A 13,601-nucleotide genomic window follows, 5' to 3' on the forward strand; every position below is an offset into this window, starting at 1 on the left:
CGGACGGCTATGCCCGGGCATGGCGGTGGTATTGGCCGCCGCCGCTTTTTCCGAATCGCGGTAGCTGTCGCCTTCGTGCTGATCGTCAGCACTACCGCCTTCACCGCCTGGGTCGTATCGCTCGGGCCGCTGCCGCTGGGCGAGGCGCGAAAGGTCTCGGCCACGATCGTCGATCGCAATGGCAAGCTGCTGCGCGCCTATGCGATGGCCGACGGTCGCTGGCGGCTGCCGGTCGACGCGAGGACCGCGGTCGATCCCGGCTATCTCAAGCTGTTGCTGGCCTATGAGGACCGCCGGTTCTGGTCGCATGGCGGCGTCGATCCGCTGGCGCTGGGGCGCGCGGCGCTGCAGTTCGGCACGCGCGGCCACATCGTCTCCGGCGGCTCGACGATTACGATGCAACTGGCGCGGCTGATGGAGCCGCGGCACGAGCGCTCGATCTACGCCAAGCTGCGCCAGATGGTGCGCGCGGTTCAGCTCGAGCGGCAACTAAGTAAGGACGAAATCCTCGACCTCTATCTGGCGCTGGCGCCGTTCGGCGGCAATCTCGAAGGCATCCGCGCCGCCTCGATCGGCTATTTCGGCAAGGAGCCGAAGCGGCTATCGCTCGCGGAAGCAGCCCTTCTGGTCGCGCTGCCGCAATCGCCGGAACGCCGCCGGCTCGATCGTCATCCGGAAGCCGCGCATGCCGCGCGCGATCGCGTGCTGGCGCGGATGGTCGAGGACGGCGTGGTGTCGAAAGAGGACGCGGCGCAGGCCAAGGCGGTCACCGTGCCGCGGCTGCGCAAGCCGATGCCAATTCTGGCACCGCATTCCTCCGACGCCGCGATGGCGACAGTGAAGGATACGCCGCTGGTGAAGCTCACGCTGGATGCGGGCCTGCAGAAGACGCTGGAAGCGCTGGCGCGCGACCGCGCGGTGGCGCAGGGGCCGAATATCTCGGTCGCCATCATCGCGGTCGACAATGAAAGCGGTGACGTGCTGGCGCGCGTCGGCTCGGCGGATTATTTCGACGAACGCCGCGCCGGTCAGGTCGACATGACCCGCGCGGTGCGCTCGCCGGGATCGACGCTGAAACCGTTCATCTACGGGCTCGCCTTCGAGGACGGCTTTGTGCATCCGGAGAGCCTGATCGACGATCGTCCCATTCGTTTCGGCTCCTATGCGCCGGAAAATTTCGACATGACGTTTCAGGGCACGGTGCCGGTGCGCAAGGCGCTGCAGCTCTCGCTGAATGTGCCGGCGATTGCGCTGCTCGACCGCGTCGGCTCCAGCCGGCTGTCGTCGCGGCTGAAGCAAGCCGGCGGCAACCTCGTACTGCCGAAGGATGAGGCGCCGGGCCTTGCCATGGGCCTTGGCGGCGTCGGCGTCACCTTGCAGGATCTGGCGCAGCTCTATGCCGGGCTGGCGCGGCTTGGCGCGGCAAAACCGTTGCGCGAGATCATGCTCGCCAACGACGATCGCGAACCGATGCGGCTGATGGACCAGGCCGCGGCCTGGCAGGTTGGCAATGTCCTGCTCGGCACGCCGCCGCCGGAAAACGGCGTGCACAACAGGATCGCGTTCAAGACCGGCACCAGCTACGGCTATCGCGACGCGTGGTCGGTCGGCTTCGATGGCCGCATCACCATCGGTGTGTGGGTGGGGCGTCCCGACGGTGCGCCGGTGCCGGGCCTGGTCGGCCGCACTGCCGCAGCTCCAATCCTGTTCGATGCCTTTGCGCGCACCGGTAAAATCCCGGCGGCGCTGCCGAGGGCCCCTAAGGGCGTTCTGATTGCTGGCAATGCCAAGCTGCCGCTGCCGCTCAAGCGCTTCCGCCCCGTCGGCGAACTGATCCGGACCGGCAGCGAGCAGGCGCCGCGCATCCAGTTCCCCCTCAACGGCTCGCGGATCGATATCGACCGTTCCGACGACCGGCAGGCCGCCGCGATGCCGGTCAAGGTCGCGGGCGGCGTGCTGCCGCTGACCGTCATGCTGAACGGCGCCTCGGTCGGCGAGATCGACAGCCGCCGCCAGCGGCTGGTGGATCCGCCCGGACCGGGTTTTGCCCGGCTGACCGTGATCGATGCCACCGGCGCGGCCGATACCGTGGTCATCCGGGTACAGTGAGGAAAAACGCTCTGTTGACCACGACTTAAGGGGTCTGCGGTGTTGTTTGCAGTGCGGTTTCATACTATGCGAACAGCATGGTGGAAACCTTCCAACCCCCACGCTTTGGAGCGGGCCAACAGCCTGTAAAACCTGCGCATTCCGGCCGCAGGCTGGCCGTCGTGTTCGACTTCGCCACGGCCAACCATTTGCGCGCCATCGTGTTTCTGGTGCTCTGCGGGTTCGTGCTTTTCCTGCCCGGTTTCTTCAACATTCCGGCGATCGACCGCGACGAGGCGCGCTTTGCGCAGGCGACCAAGCAGATGGTCGAAAGCGGCGATTTCGTCGATATCCGCTTCCAGGACGACGTTCGCTACAAGAAGCCGGTCGGCATCTATTGGATGCAGGCCGCGGTGGTGGAGACGGCGTCGGCGCTCGGGCTGCCGCGGGCGCAGCTCCGCATCTGGCTCTACCGGATTCCCTCGCTGATCGGCGCCATCGGCGCGGTTCTTCTGACCTATTGGACGGCGCTCGCCTTCGTCACGCGACGGGGCGCGGCGCTGGCGGCATTGATGATGTGCAGTTCCGTCCTGCTCGGCGCCGAGGCGAGGCTGGCCAAGACCGACGCGATGCTGCTGATGACCGTTGTCGCCGCGATGGGGGCGATGGCGCGGGTCTATCTGTCCTGGCAGCGCGGCGAGGACCCGGCGCATCCGCCCTGGACCGCGCCCGCGATCTTCTGGACGGCGCTGGCCGGCGGCATCCTGATCAAGGGGCCGCTGATCCTGATGTTTGTCGGCCTGACCATCGTGGCGCTCGCGATCCTGGATCGCTCGGCGGCATGGCTGTGGCGGCTGCGGCCGGTCTGGGGCCTGATGTGGACGCTGGTGCTGGTGCTGCCCTGGTTCGTTGCGATCTTCTGGCGCGCAGGCGAGGCGTTCTTCTCCAATTCGCTCGGCGGCGACATGCTGAGCAAGATCGGCGCGCAGGAATCCCACGGCGCGCCGCCCGGCCTTTATCTCCTGCTGTTCTGGGTCACGTTCTGGCCGGGCGCGCCGCTGGCGGGAATGGCGGCACCGGCGGTATGGCGCGCGCGGCGCGAGCCCGGCGCGCAATATCTGCTGGCCTGGCTGGTCCCGTCATGGATCGTGTTCGAGGCGGTCTTGACCAAGCTGCCGCATTACGTGCTGCCGCTCTATCCGGCGATTGCGATCCTGACTGCCGGCGCGCTGGAGCGCCGCGTGCTGTCGCGATCCTGGCTGAGGCGTGGTGCCGCCTGGTGGTTCGTCGTTCCGGCGGGGGCGGCCGTGATCGCCGTCATCGGCGCCATCAAGCTGACGCACTACCCGGCGTTTCCGGCCTGGCCGTTCCTGGCGGCGGCGATGATCTTCGGCCTGATCGCGTGGTGGATGTTCGAGGACAGCCGCGCCGAACGTTCATTGTTGAATGCCGTAGTTGCGGCGATGTTTCTGGCGGTCGCTATCTACGGCATCGTGATGCCGTCGTTGACCGCGATGTTTCCGAGCGCCGAGGTTGCGCGGGCGCTTCGCAACGTGGTCTGCGTCGGGCCGAAGGCCGCAGCGGCCGGCTTTCACGAGCCGAGCCTCGTCTTCATGACCGGCACCGGCACGCTGCTCACCGACGGTTCCGGCGCGGCCGATTTCCTGGGGCAGGGCAGTTGCCGCTTTGCGCTGGTGGAATCGCGCACCGAACGCGCCTTCGTCCAGCGCGCCGAAGCGATCGGACTGCGCTACAACGTGGCGAAGCGGATCGAGGGTTATAACATCTCGCAGGGCAAGGCGATCTCGATCGCCATCTTCCGCTCGGAAGGCACGGAATAAGATGCCCGCAAGCCCTGCTGTCGTCGATTCCAAAAACTATCTTTCGCGCTTCGCGATGCTGGCGTGGCTGTCACTGGCGCAGCTCGTGCGCACGCCGTCGCATTCGCGGCGCGCCGAAGCCGCCCGCCGCGCGGCGCGCCACGTGCTGTGGCTGTCGGCCGGCCTTGGCGCTTCGATCATCGTGCTGATGTACGTGATTGATGCCTGGGAAATCAGCCAGATGCCGAAGCGCGGCACCCCTTCGCTGTGGTGGCTCCGCATTCTCACCGATTTCGGCAAGGACGAATATGTGCTGACGGCGCTGGGAATATTGCTGATCGCGGTCGCGATCGCAGCACCGGCCCTGCATGGTATCCGACGCTCGCTGCTGCTTGGCCTCGGAACGCGGCTGCAATTCCTCTTTCTTGCCGTGGCCGTTTCCAATCTCGTGACCGAGGTGCTGAAATATTGCGTCGGCCGCGGCCGGCCGTTTGTTGGCGGCGAAGCCAACGCGTTCCATTTTTCGCACTTCGCGGGAAATCCGGCCTATTACAGCTTTCCTTCCGGCCATGCCACGACCGCCTTTGCGCTCGCTTTCGCCGTGTCGGTGGTCTGGCCCCAGGCCCGCCATGCGATGGCCGTCTACGCCCTGATCATTGCGGCGAGCCGTCTGGTGCTGCTGGCCCATCATCCGAGCGACGTCGTGGCCGGGGCCCTGGTCGGCATCATCGGCGCGATGTTCGTGCGATACTGGTTTGCGGCCCGCCGGCTCGGATTCGCGATCCAGCGCGACGGCAGCATCGTGTCCCTTGTCGGGCCCTCGTCGGGGCGCCTCAAAAGGGTTGCCCGGGGCGCTTTGGCCCCATAAAAGCGGACGCCGCCTGACGGCCCGATCCGCCCGGTTCCGGGGTCTTCCAACCAACCAGACGAGTACCGATTTGACACCTGCCGACAGAGATGCGGTCGCCGTTTCAATCGTTGTGCCGGTGCGCAACGAGGCTGATAACGTCGCGCCGCTGATTGCGGAAATCGTCGGCGCGCTCGGCAGCCGCTGGGCCTACGAGATCATCTACGTCAATGACGGCTCGACGGATGCGACCGCCGACCGGCTGGCGGCGCTGATGAAGCAGCACCCCCAGCTCCGGCAACTGAAGCACGCCGCCTCATCAGGGCAATCGGCGGCGGTGCGCAGCGGAGTGCGGGCCGCGCGCGGCACCATCGTGGCGACGCTGGATGGCGACGGGCAGAACAATCCAGCGTTCCTGCCGGACCTGATCGCGGCGATCGAAAAAGGCGGCGGCCGTGTCGGCCTTGCGGCCGGGCAGCGGGTGGGGCGCAAGGACACCGGTTTCAAGAAGCTGCAGTCGCGGATCGCCAATGGCGTGCGCAACTCGATCCTGCGCGACGGCACCCGCGACACCGGCTGCGGATTGAAGGCATTCCCGCGCGAGGTGTTCCTGTCGATGCCCTATTTCGACGGGCTGCACCGGTTTCTGCCGGCGCTGGTACGCCGCGAAGGCTTCGATATCGCTTACGTCGATGTGATCGACCGCCCGCGCCATTCCGGCGTATCCAATTACGGCTTCTTTGACCGGCTATGGATCGGGATCATGGATCTCGCCGGCGTGTGGTGGTTGATCCGCCGCAAGAAGACGACGCCCGTTGCGACCGAGGTTCTCTGATGCTGATTCAATACGGCGCTGCGCTCGGCGACTATCTCTATGACGTCTTCGTGGCCAAGTTCGATTTCTGGCTGGCCTTCGGGCTGGTCGCGCAATTGCTGTTCACGGCGCGCTTCCTGGTGCAGTGGATCTCGAGCGAGCGCGCCGGACGAAGCGTGATACCGATCGCGTTCTGGTTCTTCTCGATGGGAGGCGGGCTGATGACGCTGGTCTACGGCATCGCCAAGCGAGAGCCGGTGATCATTGCCGGCCAGGCGGCGGCCACGATCATCTACATCAGAAACATCATGCTGATCGTCAAGCATCGCGGCAAGGCCTCGAAGACGCTGGACCGCTGACGGTCAGCGGCTCGGCGCCGGCGCAGGCAGCGCGGCCAATTCGCTTTCGGCGCTGCGATGGGCGGCGAGTTCGCCGGCGGCGTCCAGCACGGGATAGGCGACCGAGCAGATATGCGAGTGGATGCGCCTGAGATCGCGCAACACGTCGAGATGAAGCGATGTGGTCTCGATGGTTTCGGGCCGGCCCTCGCGTAGGCGGTCGAGGTGCCGCTCGGTGGCGGCGAGCTCGGCATTGCGCAGCGCGGCCTTTTCGGCCAGCAGCTTTCGCGCCTCGTTGAGGTCGCCCGACATGAACACCCCGAAGGCGATCCGAAGCGAATCCATCGTGCGCTTGTGAAAGGCGGAGAGCTCCTCGGCGCCTTCAGGGGAGAACTGGAACCGGCGCTTGATCTTCTTGGTGGCGAGTTCGCTGAGATTCTTGTCGATGATGTCGCCGATATGCTCGAGGTTGATGGCGAAGGAGACGATCTCCATCGCCCGCTGCCCTTCGCGCTCGTCGAGGCTGCCGCGGGTGAGTTTGGTGACATAGAGCTTGATCGCCTCGTCGAGGCTGTCGACGCTGTTGTCCATCCGCGAGACCTCGTCGACCAGCGCGCGGTCGTTGGTCATCATCGCCGCCATCACCTTGCGCAGCATGATTTCGACGTGATCGCCCATATGCAGCGCCTCGCGTGCGGCATCCGCCAGCGCGAGCGAGGGCGTCTCCAGCGCGCTCTCGTCGAGATAGCGCGGCCCTGACGGATCGCTCACCTTGGCGCGCTCGGGCAGCACGGTCTTCAACAGCCGCGCCATGCCGTCGAGCAGGCCGATGAAGACAAGGGCGGTCACGACGTTGAAGGCGATGTGGAACAGGGCGGTTGCCTTGGCGGCATCCGGCTGCCACGCCGTCAGGATATCAGCGATCGGCTGCAGGAACGGCGCAACCAGCAGGATGCCGATGAGCCGGTTGGCGAGGTTGCCGAGCGGAAGGCGATAGCTCGCGGGATTGTCGCGGCGTGTGCCTGCGACCATCGGATTGATGGCGCTGCCGAGATTGGCGCCGAGCACGAGCGCCAGCGCCGCATAGGGCGTGATGAAATGCGCATAGGCCAGCGACATGATCAGCAGCACGCTGGCAACCGAGGAATGCACCAGCCAGGTCACTATCGCGGCGAACATGATGCAGAGCACGGGATCGCCGGTGATGGCGGTCATGAACACGCGCACGCCCGGCGCATTCTCCGCCGGCGCCAGCGTATTGAGCAGGATGTGCAGCGCCAGCAGCATCAGGCCGAGCCCGATAAAGACGCGGCCGATGTCCTTGATGCGCGAACGCGGCCCGCTGCGGAAGGAAACCAGGCCGATGATGAACAGCACGGGCGCGACGGCGGCAATGTTGAACGAGAGGATCTGCACGATCAGCGTGGTGCCGACATTGGCGCCGAGCATGATGGCGAGGGCAGGGACCAGGCTGACGAGCCCCTCCGACGTAAACGAACTCGTGATCAGCGCGGTTGCGGTGCTGCTCTGGAGCAGCGCGGTCAGGCCGAGGCCGGCGGCGAAGGCGGAGAGACGGTTGCCGAGGGCCTTTGCCAGCAGCAGGCGAAGGTCCGGCCCGAACGCGCGCAAAATCCCGCTGTGGACCATGTGCAGGCCCCACAGCAGCAACGCCACGCCGCCCATCAGATCCAGAAGAACGAGACTTCCCATGCGCTTAAGTTTCCGCCAAATCGAGTCGAACGATCAGGCTACCGCCTAACGAGGGGGGATCAACCCTTTAATTTGCCGAAAATTGCGATGCAGGAGCGTTGCCGCGGGCGGCGTTAACCCGTGGTTCGGAGGCTTCGCTGTCACCGAGCGGTCCGGATTCGGTAAACGGAGTTCGAACATATCGATTACATTGCGCGCCGCCGCGCTAGGCCAATTCCAACAATTCTTCGGTAAAGCTGATCCACCTTCGAGTGAATCACATCGAGCAAGGGCCAGGGTGGACATGTTGGCAGCGAATCGCCGCGCAAGCGTACGTCGTGCGTGCAGAAACTTTGCAAAAATACAGTTCGCGACCGGCGGATTGCCGCGCGACTGCATGATTACGGACATGTCGGACGGCGGCGTGAAGATCATCGCCGAATATTCCGAAATCCCATCCGAATTCACCGTGATTTTCTCGGAAGGCCGGCCGCGTCAGTGCCGGCTGGCCTGGCGGATCGGCTGCGAGTTCGGCGCGCAATTCCTCGACTAGGTCGCCCGGCAGCCGCCGGTTCGGGCAGGGCCGTGGGGCGGCCCGCCACGGGGCCGCAATGGTCATTGATTACCGCCAAGGCGGGCGGGTTTAACCTGAATTTAGGGTTAAGCTGGGAACACTGCTGGACAGTTCCCGCCGTGAGTCCCGCTACATGGTTCAGAAGTCATCCCATCCGCCCCGCGTCGCGCGGCATCTTGCCTGCGCATCCATTCTGGTTCTGGCGCTGGGGCTCGGCGGCTGCCAGACCTCGGGACTAGCGGACATTACAGGTTCGATTGGCGAAAAGGCTGACACCGGCCCCGCTATCGATCCGCGCCGTGACATCGAAACCTATCAGGAGCGATACCGCGCCAATCCCAAGGATGCCGATGCTGCGCTGAAATACGGCAAGGCACTCCGCGCGACGGGACAGCGGTCGCAGGCGGTTGCGGTGCTCGAACAGGCCTCCATCGCCCATCCCACCAACAAGCCGTTGCTCGCCGCCTATGGCCGGGCGTTGGCGGACAACGGCAATTTCCAGCAGGCCTTCGACGTGCTCGGCCGCGCCCACAGCCCGGAGGATCCCGATTGGCGGCTGCTTTCGGCGCAGGGGGCAACGCTGGACCAACTCGGCCGATTTGAGGAGGCGCGGCAATATTATGCGAACGCGCTGAAAATCGTGCCCGACCATCCGTCGGTGCTGTCCAATCTCGGCCTGTCCTACGTGCTTTCGAAAGATCTGGCGAAGGCGGAAGAAACGCTGCGCCGTGCCTACCGCCTTGCGGGGAACGATCCGCGCGTGCGCGCCAACCTGGCGCTGGCCGTCGGCCTGCAGGGCAATTTCACCGAGGCGGAAAAGATCGTGAAGGCCGATCTGCCGCCGGCCGAGGCCGCCGCCAATGTCACGCAGTTGAAGCAGTTGCTGGCGCGGAAAGACAGGGAAAATGCGCGCGCCGAGGCCGACAAGATGCCGATCGCCGCGGCCCGACGCACCGACTGAGTTCGACCGGTTCTGATTGAATCAGAACCAGTCGAACCGATTCCTTTCGTTTGAAAAGCCATGGGCGTCTGCGGGCGGGCCGCTGACGCCGTTCTTGCTCAAGCCCTGCGGGCCGTCGTGCCCTGCAGCTTCTTGATCAGCGGTGTCAGGAAAGACGTCCGCTTGGTCACGGCATGACCCGTCACGCGCTGCGCAATCTGCAGGAACATCTGGGTGGTGCGATGCTTGGCTGAGATCTGCGCGATCATCTGGCCGTTATTGGCGGCGGTGCCGAACATCTTCGAATCGAACGGAATGGCGGCGATCGGTTGGCTCTCGATCGCCTTGGCGAATTCGCGCGTGGTGATCTCCGGACGCTTGTGCATGCCGACCTGGTTGAGGCAATAGAGCGGCGGCCGGTCGTTGGGTCGCGCCGCCTTCAGCACGTTCAGCATGTTCTTGGCGTTGCGCATGTTGGCGAGATCGGGCTCGGCGACGATCAGAATGTCATCCGCGCCGACCAGCGTGCGCTTGGTCCATGCCGACCATTGATGCGGCACGTCGAGCACGATGCAGGGGGTCGTCATGCGCATCGTGTCGAAGATCGCGTCGAACGCATCGGCGCCGAAATCGTAGACCTGGTCCAGCGTCGCCGGCGCCGCCAGCAGATTGAGGCGGTCGGTGCATTTGGCCAGCAGACGCTCCATAAAGGCGGAGTCCGGCCTCTCCTGCTGGAAGATGGCGTTGGCGATGCCCTGAACCGGATCCTGATTGTAATCGAGGCTGGCGGTGCCGAAGGCGAGGTCGAGATCGATCACGACGGAATCGAGCGCCAGATCGCGTGCGATCGCCCAGGCGACGTTGTGCGCGACGGTGGACGCGCCGACGCCGCCCTTGGCGCCGACGACCGCAACGATACGGCCGATCGCCACGGCTTCGGAGGCCGCGTAGAGCCCGCATATCGCGCGCACGACGTCGATCGGCCCGATCGGTCCGGTCACGTAGTCGCTGACGCCGCGCCGCACCAGCTCGCGATAGGGCGTCATGTCGTTGGCGTTGCCGATCACGACGACGCGCGTTCCGGCGTCGCACACGGCGGCGAGCTCATCGAGCCCTTCGAGAATGTCGGTGCCGGGATCGCTCTCCAACAGGATCACGTTCGGCGTCGGCGCCGTGTGGTAGGCCTCGATGGCGGCGGCAATGCCGCCCATGTGAACCGAAAGGTGGGCCTTGCCGAGACGGCGGTCTTCGCTCGCCGCGCGCACCGCGGTCGCGATGGCGACGCTGGCGCAGAAGGCCTGCACCGATACGCGTGGCGCCGGCGAGATGTATTCCTCGGGCTGCGGCGGCGTTTGGTCCAGTTGATCGTCGGAGTTTTGAAAGACGCGGCTGATCATTTGCCTGTATCGCTGAGTTTGGCCTTATCGGCTTCGGGATAGGTGGTGGCGGTCGAAGTGCCCTTGCGGAATTTGTCGTAGGCGATCGAGCGCCGCGCCGTATAAGCGGGGCTCTCCGGACGCGGCTGTTCGAGATCGGCGGGATTGTCGATCATCGCGGCGAGGTTGCGCTGGCTGGCGCAGCCGAAATTGTAATAGGAGCGATTTTCGTTGTAGGCGACGTTGTCGATGTTCGGGCCGAGGTCTTGCGGCCACAGGCCGCAAGGGCCGGCTACCGCCTTGATCTTCGGATAACTCAGCCTGATCGTCGGCAGGGTGCGGGGATCGTCGGGATAGTAGTGACGCAACGAGATCGCGCGGGAGGGCACGCCGCCCGCCATCAATAGCGACCGGATTTCCTGATACGACGCTGCGGCCGCACGTGCGTTCGCCGTGTCGATCGGAACATCGGCGATGATTGCGCTGGTCCCTTCGCGCGTCCAGGTTTGCGCCAGTCCCATGACGTCGGTGCGCTGCGGCCCGGAGAGGCCGCCGCGGCCACGGCCGACGAACACGACGATCGAGTGGTTGGCTTCGGTCACGGCAATCGGATGACGCTGGCGGTAATCTTCAGGTACGCTCGCGGTCGTCACGACTTCCGTGGACTGCCACGTGCAGGCACCGAGCGTCGCCGATAGGCCGAGGAGGGCGCCAAGCAGTCCCAGGGCCTTGATGCGATGGAGCGGTATTCTCTTTGTCACCATTTCTGTCCTCGTCCCCACGCGGTGAACAGTTCTGAATTTCAATCAATGATGAAGCCGAAATTGCCCTGGACCCCGGCGACGGGATCGACGCGGGCGGCGACACCGTAGACGCGGTTGATGCGCCCGAGCAGTGCGGACTGGGAATCGGACGCTGATGCGAAGCCGTCATCGGGCCGCGACAGTTCTTTCTGCGCGACAGCCCGGACGACATAGGGCGTGACGATGACCATCAACTCGGTCTGGTGGTTGACGAAGTCCTGGCTCCTGAAAAGCTGTCCGAAGATCGGTATCTGGTCCACGCCGGGCAGTCCGTTGATGGCCTGCTTGGTTTGTTCCTGGATCAGTCCCGCCATCGCCACTGAGCCGCCGGACGGAATTTCCAGCGTGGTTTCCGCGCGACGCGTCTTGATCGAGGGAATCGTTGTTCCGCCACTACCGCCCATCAAAGCGTTTTCGGTCGAGACTTCCGACACTTCGGTCATCNCTCAGGCTGATCCGCCCCTCGGTCAGCACGACCGGCGTGAAGTTGAGCGAGATGCCGAATTTCTTGAAGCTGACCGTCTGGACGCAATTTTGCAGGCCACCGGGCGTTGTTGTTTGGCAGGTCACGCCGGTCGGAATGGGAAATTCGCCGCCGGAAATAAACGTCGCCGCCTCGCCGGAGATCGCCGTCAGATTTGGTTCGGCCAGCGTCCGCACCACGCCCGCGCTCTCCATCGCGCGCAGGGTAGCGGTGACCGTCGGCACACCAGCTTTGTTCAAAGCCGCGCCGACCAGGCCGTTGTCGGCGACGAGCGGTGCACTGTTGGCGGTGAACGGATTGCTGTTTTTGAAAACGACCGCCGCGGTGCCGTAATTCATGCTGGCACTGAGATCGATGCCCAATTGCTTGATGATGTCCCGCCGGACTTCCGCGACGGTGACCTTCAACATCACCTGGTCGCGGCCGCGAACCACGATCGAGTTGACGACCTTCTCGGATCCGCCGACCAGCCGCGCGGCGATCTCGCCGGCCTGCTGGGCTTCGACCGGGCTCGACACCGAGCCGGTCAGCAGCACGCTGTCGCCGACGCCCTCGATCTGAATCCCCGGCATCGCCTGCTTCAGCGCGGCGCGCACGCCGTTGAGATCGCGCTTGACCGCGATGTCGTAGGAAGCGATCTGCTGGCCGTCGCCGTCGAAGAACACCACGTTGGTCTGGCCGACGGCGCCGCCGATGATATAGGCGCGTTGCGGGGAGCGAATGACTGCATTCGCGATCTTCGGATCGGCGACCAGCACATCCTTCACGTCGCGCGGCAGGTCGACGACCATCGACTTGCCGATGCCGAGCGCCAGGAAGCGCATCTTGGCCGGGCCGATGGCGGAAGTCGTTACCGGGTCCTTCTCGGTTTCGGCTGCGACCACGGGCAGCAGCGGCCCGAGCGCCAGCGCGGTGACGGCCGACAATAACAATGCGCGCCCCGCCACGGTTCGCATCGCTGACTGATTTACCCCAAACTTCATCGCAGCCGTCCTTTCGGTCACTTCTGTGCCGTCGTTTGACTAGAGACTCCGTAGCGAACCACGGAGACGCTCTCTTTTCGTTTTTGAGTCTGTTCCTCGGAACGGCCTTCGGCCGCATTGGCATCGGTGATGCTGCGCAGCGCGAGCGACAGCGTGCCGCTCTGGCGTGCACGCGCCATCGTCTCGGCCTGCTCGGGCTTCAGTTCGAGCGTGACGGTGCGGCCGACGAGGGAGTTCATGCCCTCTTTTTCCTTCGGCGCCTGATCGATCGCGAGCACGCGGATGTTGGAGAGAATGATGTCCGACTGGATGACGTCCGCGCCCCTGCCGTCCGGATTCTTCTCGCGCCTGGAAAGGATGACGTCGACGCGGTCGTTGGGCAGGATGAAGCCGCCGGCGCCGGTTTCCGGCGAGATCTCGGTCGAGAGCGCCCGCATGCCGGTCGGCAGGATGGCTGCCATGAAGCCGGAGCCGTTGGCCTTGACCAGTTTCTGTTCGCGGATCGGTTCGCCCGCGAAGAACGGGTTGCGCGCGATCGAGCCGGCGAGTTCATTGATGGCCTCGGCCTTGCTCGCACGATCGATCAGGTTGCTATTGGCGGTCGCAGCCGGCCAGGCCTGCCATTGCAGGTCCTCCGGCTTGACTGCCTGGCCGAGCCCGATGTCGGACTTCGCGACCAGAATTTCCACTGTCGGTAAATTGGCGACCGGTTCGGCCGGCGGTTGCGATTTGTTGTCGGTGCCACGGGCGAGATAGGCGGCGACACCGCCTGCACTCAGTGCGATGGCCAGAACGACGAGACGTGCGATGTTCATACGCTTACGATCTACTCTTACGCCGGGACG

Annotated in this window: 11 protein-coding genes and 2 pseudogenes; 7 read left to right on the forward strand and 6 right to left on the reverse strand. The window is 65.0% G+C overall.

The genetic code is table 11. The features are described 5' to 3' along the window. Positions 1 to 9: 9 nt before the first annotated feature. The 5 genes from pbpC to CQ14_RS30135 all read left to right on the forward strand — a co-directional run bounded on the left by pbpC (position 10) and on the right by CQ14_RS30135 (position 5,928). The gene (gene pbpC / locus CQ14_RS30115; protein WP_057861443.1) at positions 10 to 2,109 is read left to right on the forward strand and encodes a penicillin-binding protein 1C; all 2,100 of its coding nucleotides are present in this window, start codon (positions 10 to 12) and stop codon (positions 2,107 to 2,109) included. Between the two features lie 77 nt (positions 2,110 to 2,186). After that, positions 2,187 to 3,929: an ArnT family glycosyltransferase gene (locus CQ14_RS30120; RefSeq protein ID WP_057861444.1), complete on the forward strand. Its 1,743-nt coding sequence runs from the start codon at positions 2,187 to 2,189 to the stop codon at positions 3,927 to 3,929. Between the two features lie 55 nt (positions 3,930 to 3,984). Continuing rightward, entirely contained in the window at positions 3,985 to 4,776 is a 792-nt protein-coding gene (locus CQ14_RS30125) for a phosphatase PAP2 family protein (RefSeq protein WP_430650228.1), read from the forward strand. 70 nt (positions 4,777 to 4,846) lie between these two features. Then, positions 4,847 to 5,590, forward strand: coding sequence for a glycosyltransferase family 2 protein (locus tag CQ14_RS30130; protein ID WP_057861446.1), 744 nt, complete (start codon positions 4,847 to 4,849; stop codon positions 5,588 to 5,590). Continuing rightward, positions 5,590 to 5,928 carry a lipid-A-disaccharide synthase N-terminal domain-containing protein gene (locus CQ14_RS30135; RefSeq protein WP_057861447.1) on the forward strand — a complete coding sequence of 113 codons (339 nt, stop codon included), beginning with the start codon at positions 5,590 to 5,592 and terminating at the stop codon, positions 5,926 to 5,928. Before CQ14_RS30130 ends, CQ14_RS30135 begins: the two co-directional genes overlap by 1 nt. 3 nt (positions 5,929 to 5,931) lie before the next feature. Here CQ14_RS30135 and CQ14_RS30140 read toward each other — a convergent pair whose 3' ends face one another. Next, the gene (locus tag CQ14_RS30140; protein ID WP_057861448.1) at positions 5,932 to 7,617 is read right to left on the reverse strand and encodes a Na/Pi cotransporter family protein; all 1,686 of its coding nucleotides are present in this window, start codon (positions 7,615 to 7,617) and stop codon (positions 5,932 to 5,934) included. A 283-nt stretch (positions 7,618 to 7,900) separates the two neighbouring features. Here CQ14_RS30140 and CQ14_RS47910 point away from each other — a divergent pair, with 283 nt between their 5' ends. Then, the gene (locus CQ14_RS47910; protein ID WP_057861449.1) at positions 7,901 to 8,149 is read left to right on the forward strand and encodes a PilZ domain-containing protein; all 249 of its coding nucleotides are present in this window, start codon (positions 7,901 to 7,903) and stop codon (positions 8,147 to 8,149) included. Positions 8,150 to 8,303: 154 nt separating this feature from the next. Then, complete coding sequence (locus CQ14_RS30150; RefSeq protein WP_057861450.1) at positions 8,304 to 9,131, forward strand: tetratricopeptide repeat protein; 828 nt, start codon at positions 8,304 to 8,306, stop codon at positions 9,129 to 9,131. A gap of 98 nt (positions 9,132 to 9,229) precedes the next feature. On the opposite strand, the gene CQ14_RS30155 is transcribed toward CQ14_RS30150, so the two are convergent. From CQ14_RS30155 to cpaB, 5 genes and pseudogenes are all read right to left on the reverse strand, one after another. After that, positions 9,230 to 10,507 carry a CpaE/TadZ family protein gene (locus CQ14_RS30155; protein WP_057861451.1) on the reverse strand — a complete coding sequence of 426 codons (1,278 nt, stop codon included), beginning with the start codon at positions 10,505 to 10,507 and terminating at the stop codon, positions 9,230 to 9,232. Continuing rightward, positions 10,504 to 11,250, reverse strand: a complete 747-nt coding sequence (locus CQ14_RS30160) for a CpaD family pilus assembly protein (RefSeq protein WP_156435602.1) — start codon at positions 11,248 to 11,250, stop codon at positions 10,504 to 10,506. Before CQ14_RS30160 ends, CQ14_RS30155 begins: the two co-directional genes overlap by 4 nt. Positions 11,251 to 11,288: 38 nt before the next feature. Further along, positions 11,289 to 11,733, reverse strand: a pseudogene (locus CQ14_RS46985) (secretin); the annotation flags it as partial. Between the two features lies 1 nt (position 11,734). Beyond that, positions 11,735 to 12,756 (reverse strand): annotated as a pseudogene (locus CQ14_RS30165) (type II and III secretion system protein family protein); the annotation flags it as partial. Positions 12,757 to 12,773: 17 nt separating this feature from the next. Next, positions 12,774 to 13,571, reverse strand: coding sequence for a Flp pilus assembly protein CpaB (cpaB, locus tag CQ14_RS30170; protein ID WP_057861452.1), 798 nt, complete (start codon positions 13,569 to 13,571; stop codon positions 12,774 to 12,776). Between the last annotated feature and the right edge of the window lie 30 nt (positions 13,572 to 13,601).

Origin of the sequence: Bradyrhizobium lablabi (assembly GCF_001440475.1) — a bacterium.
GTDB lineage: Bacteria > Pseudomonadota > Alphaproteobacteria > Rhizobiales > Xanthobacteraceae > Bradyrhizobium > Bradyrhizobium lablabi.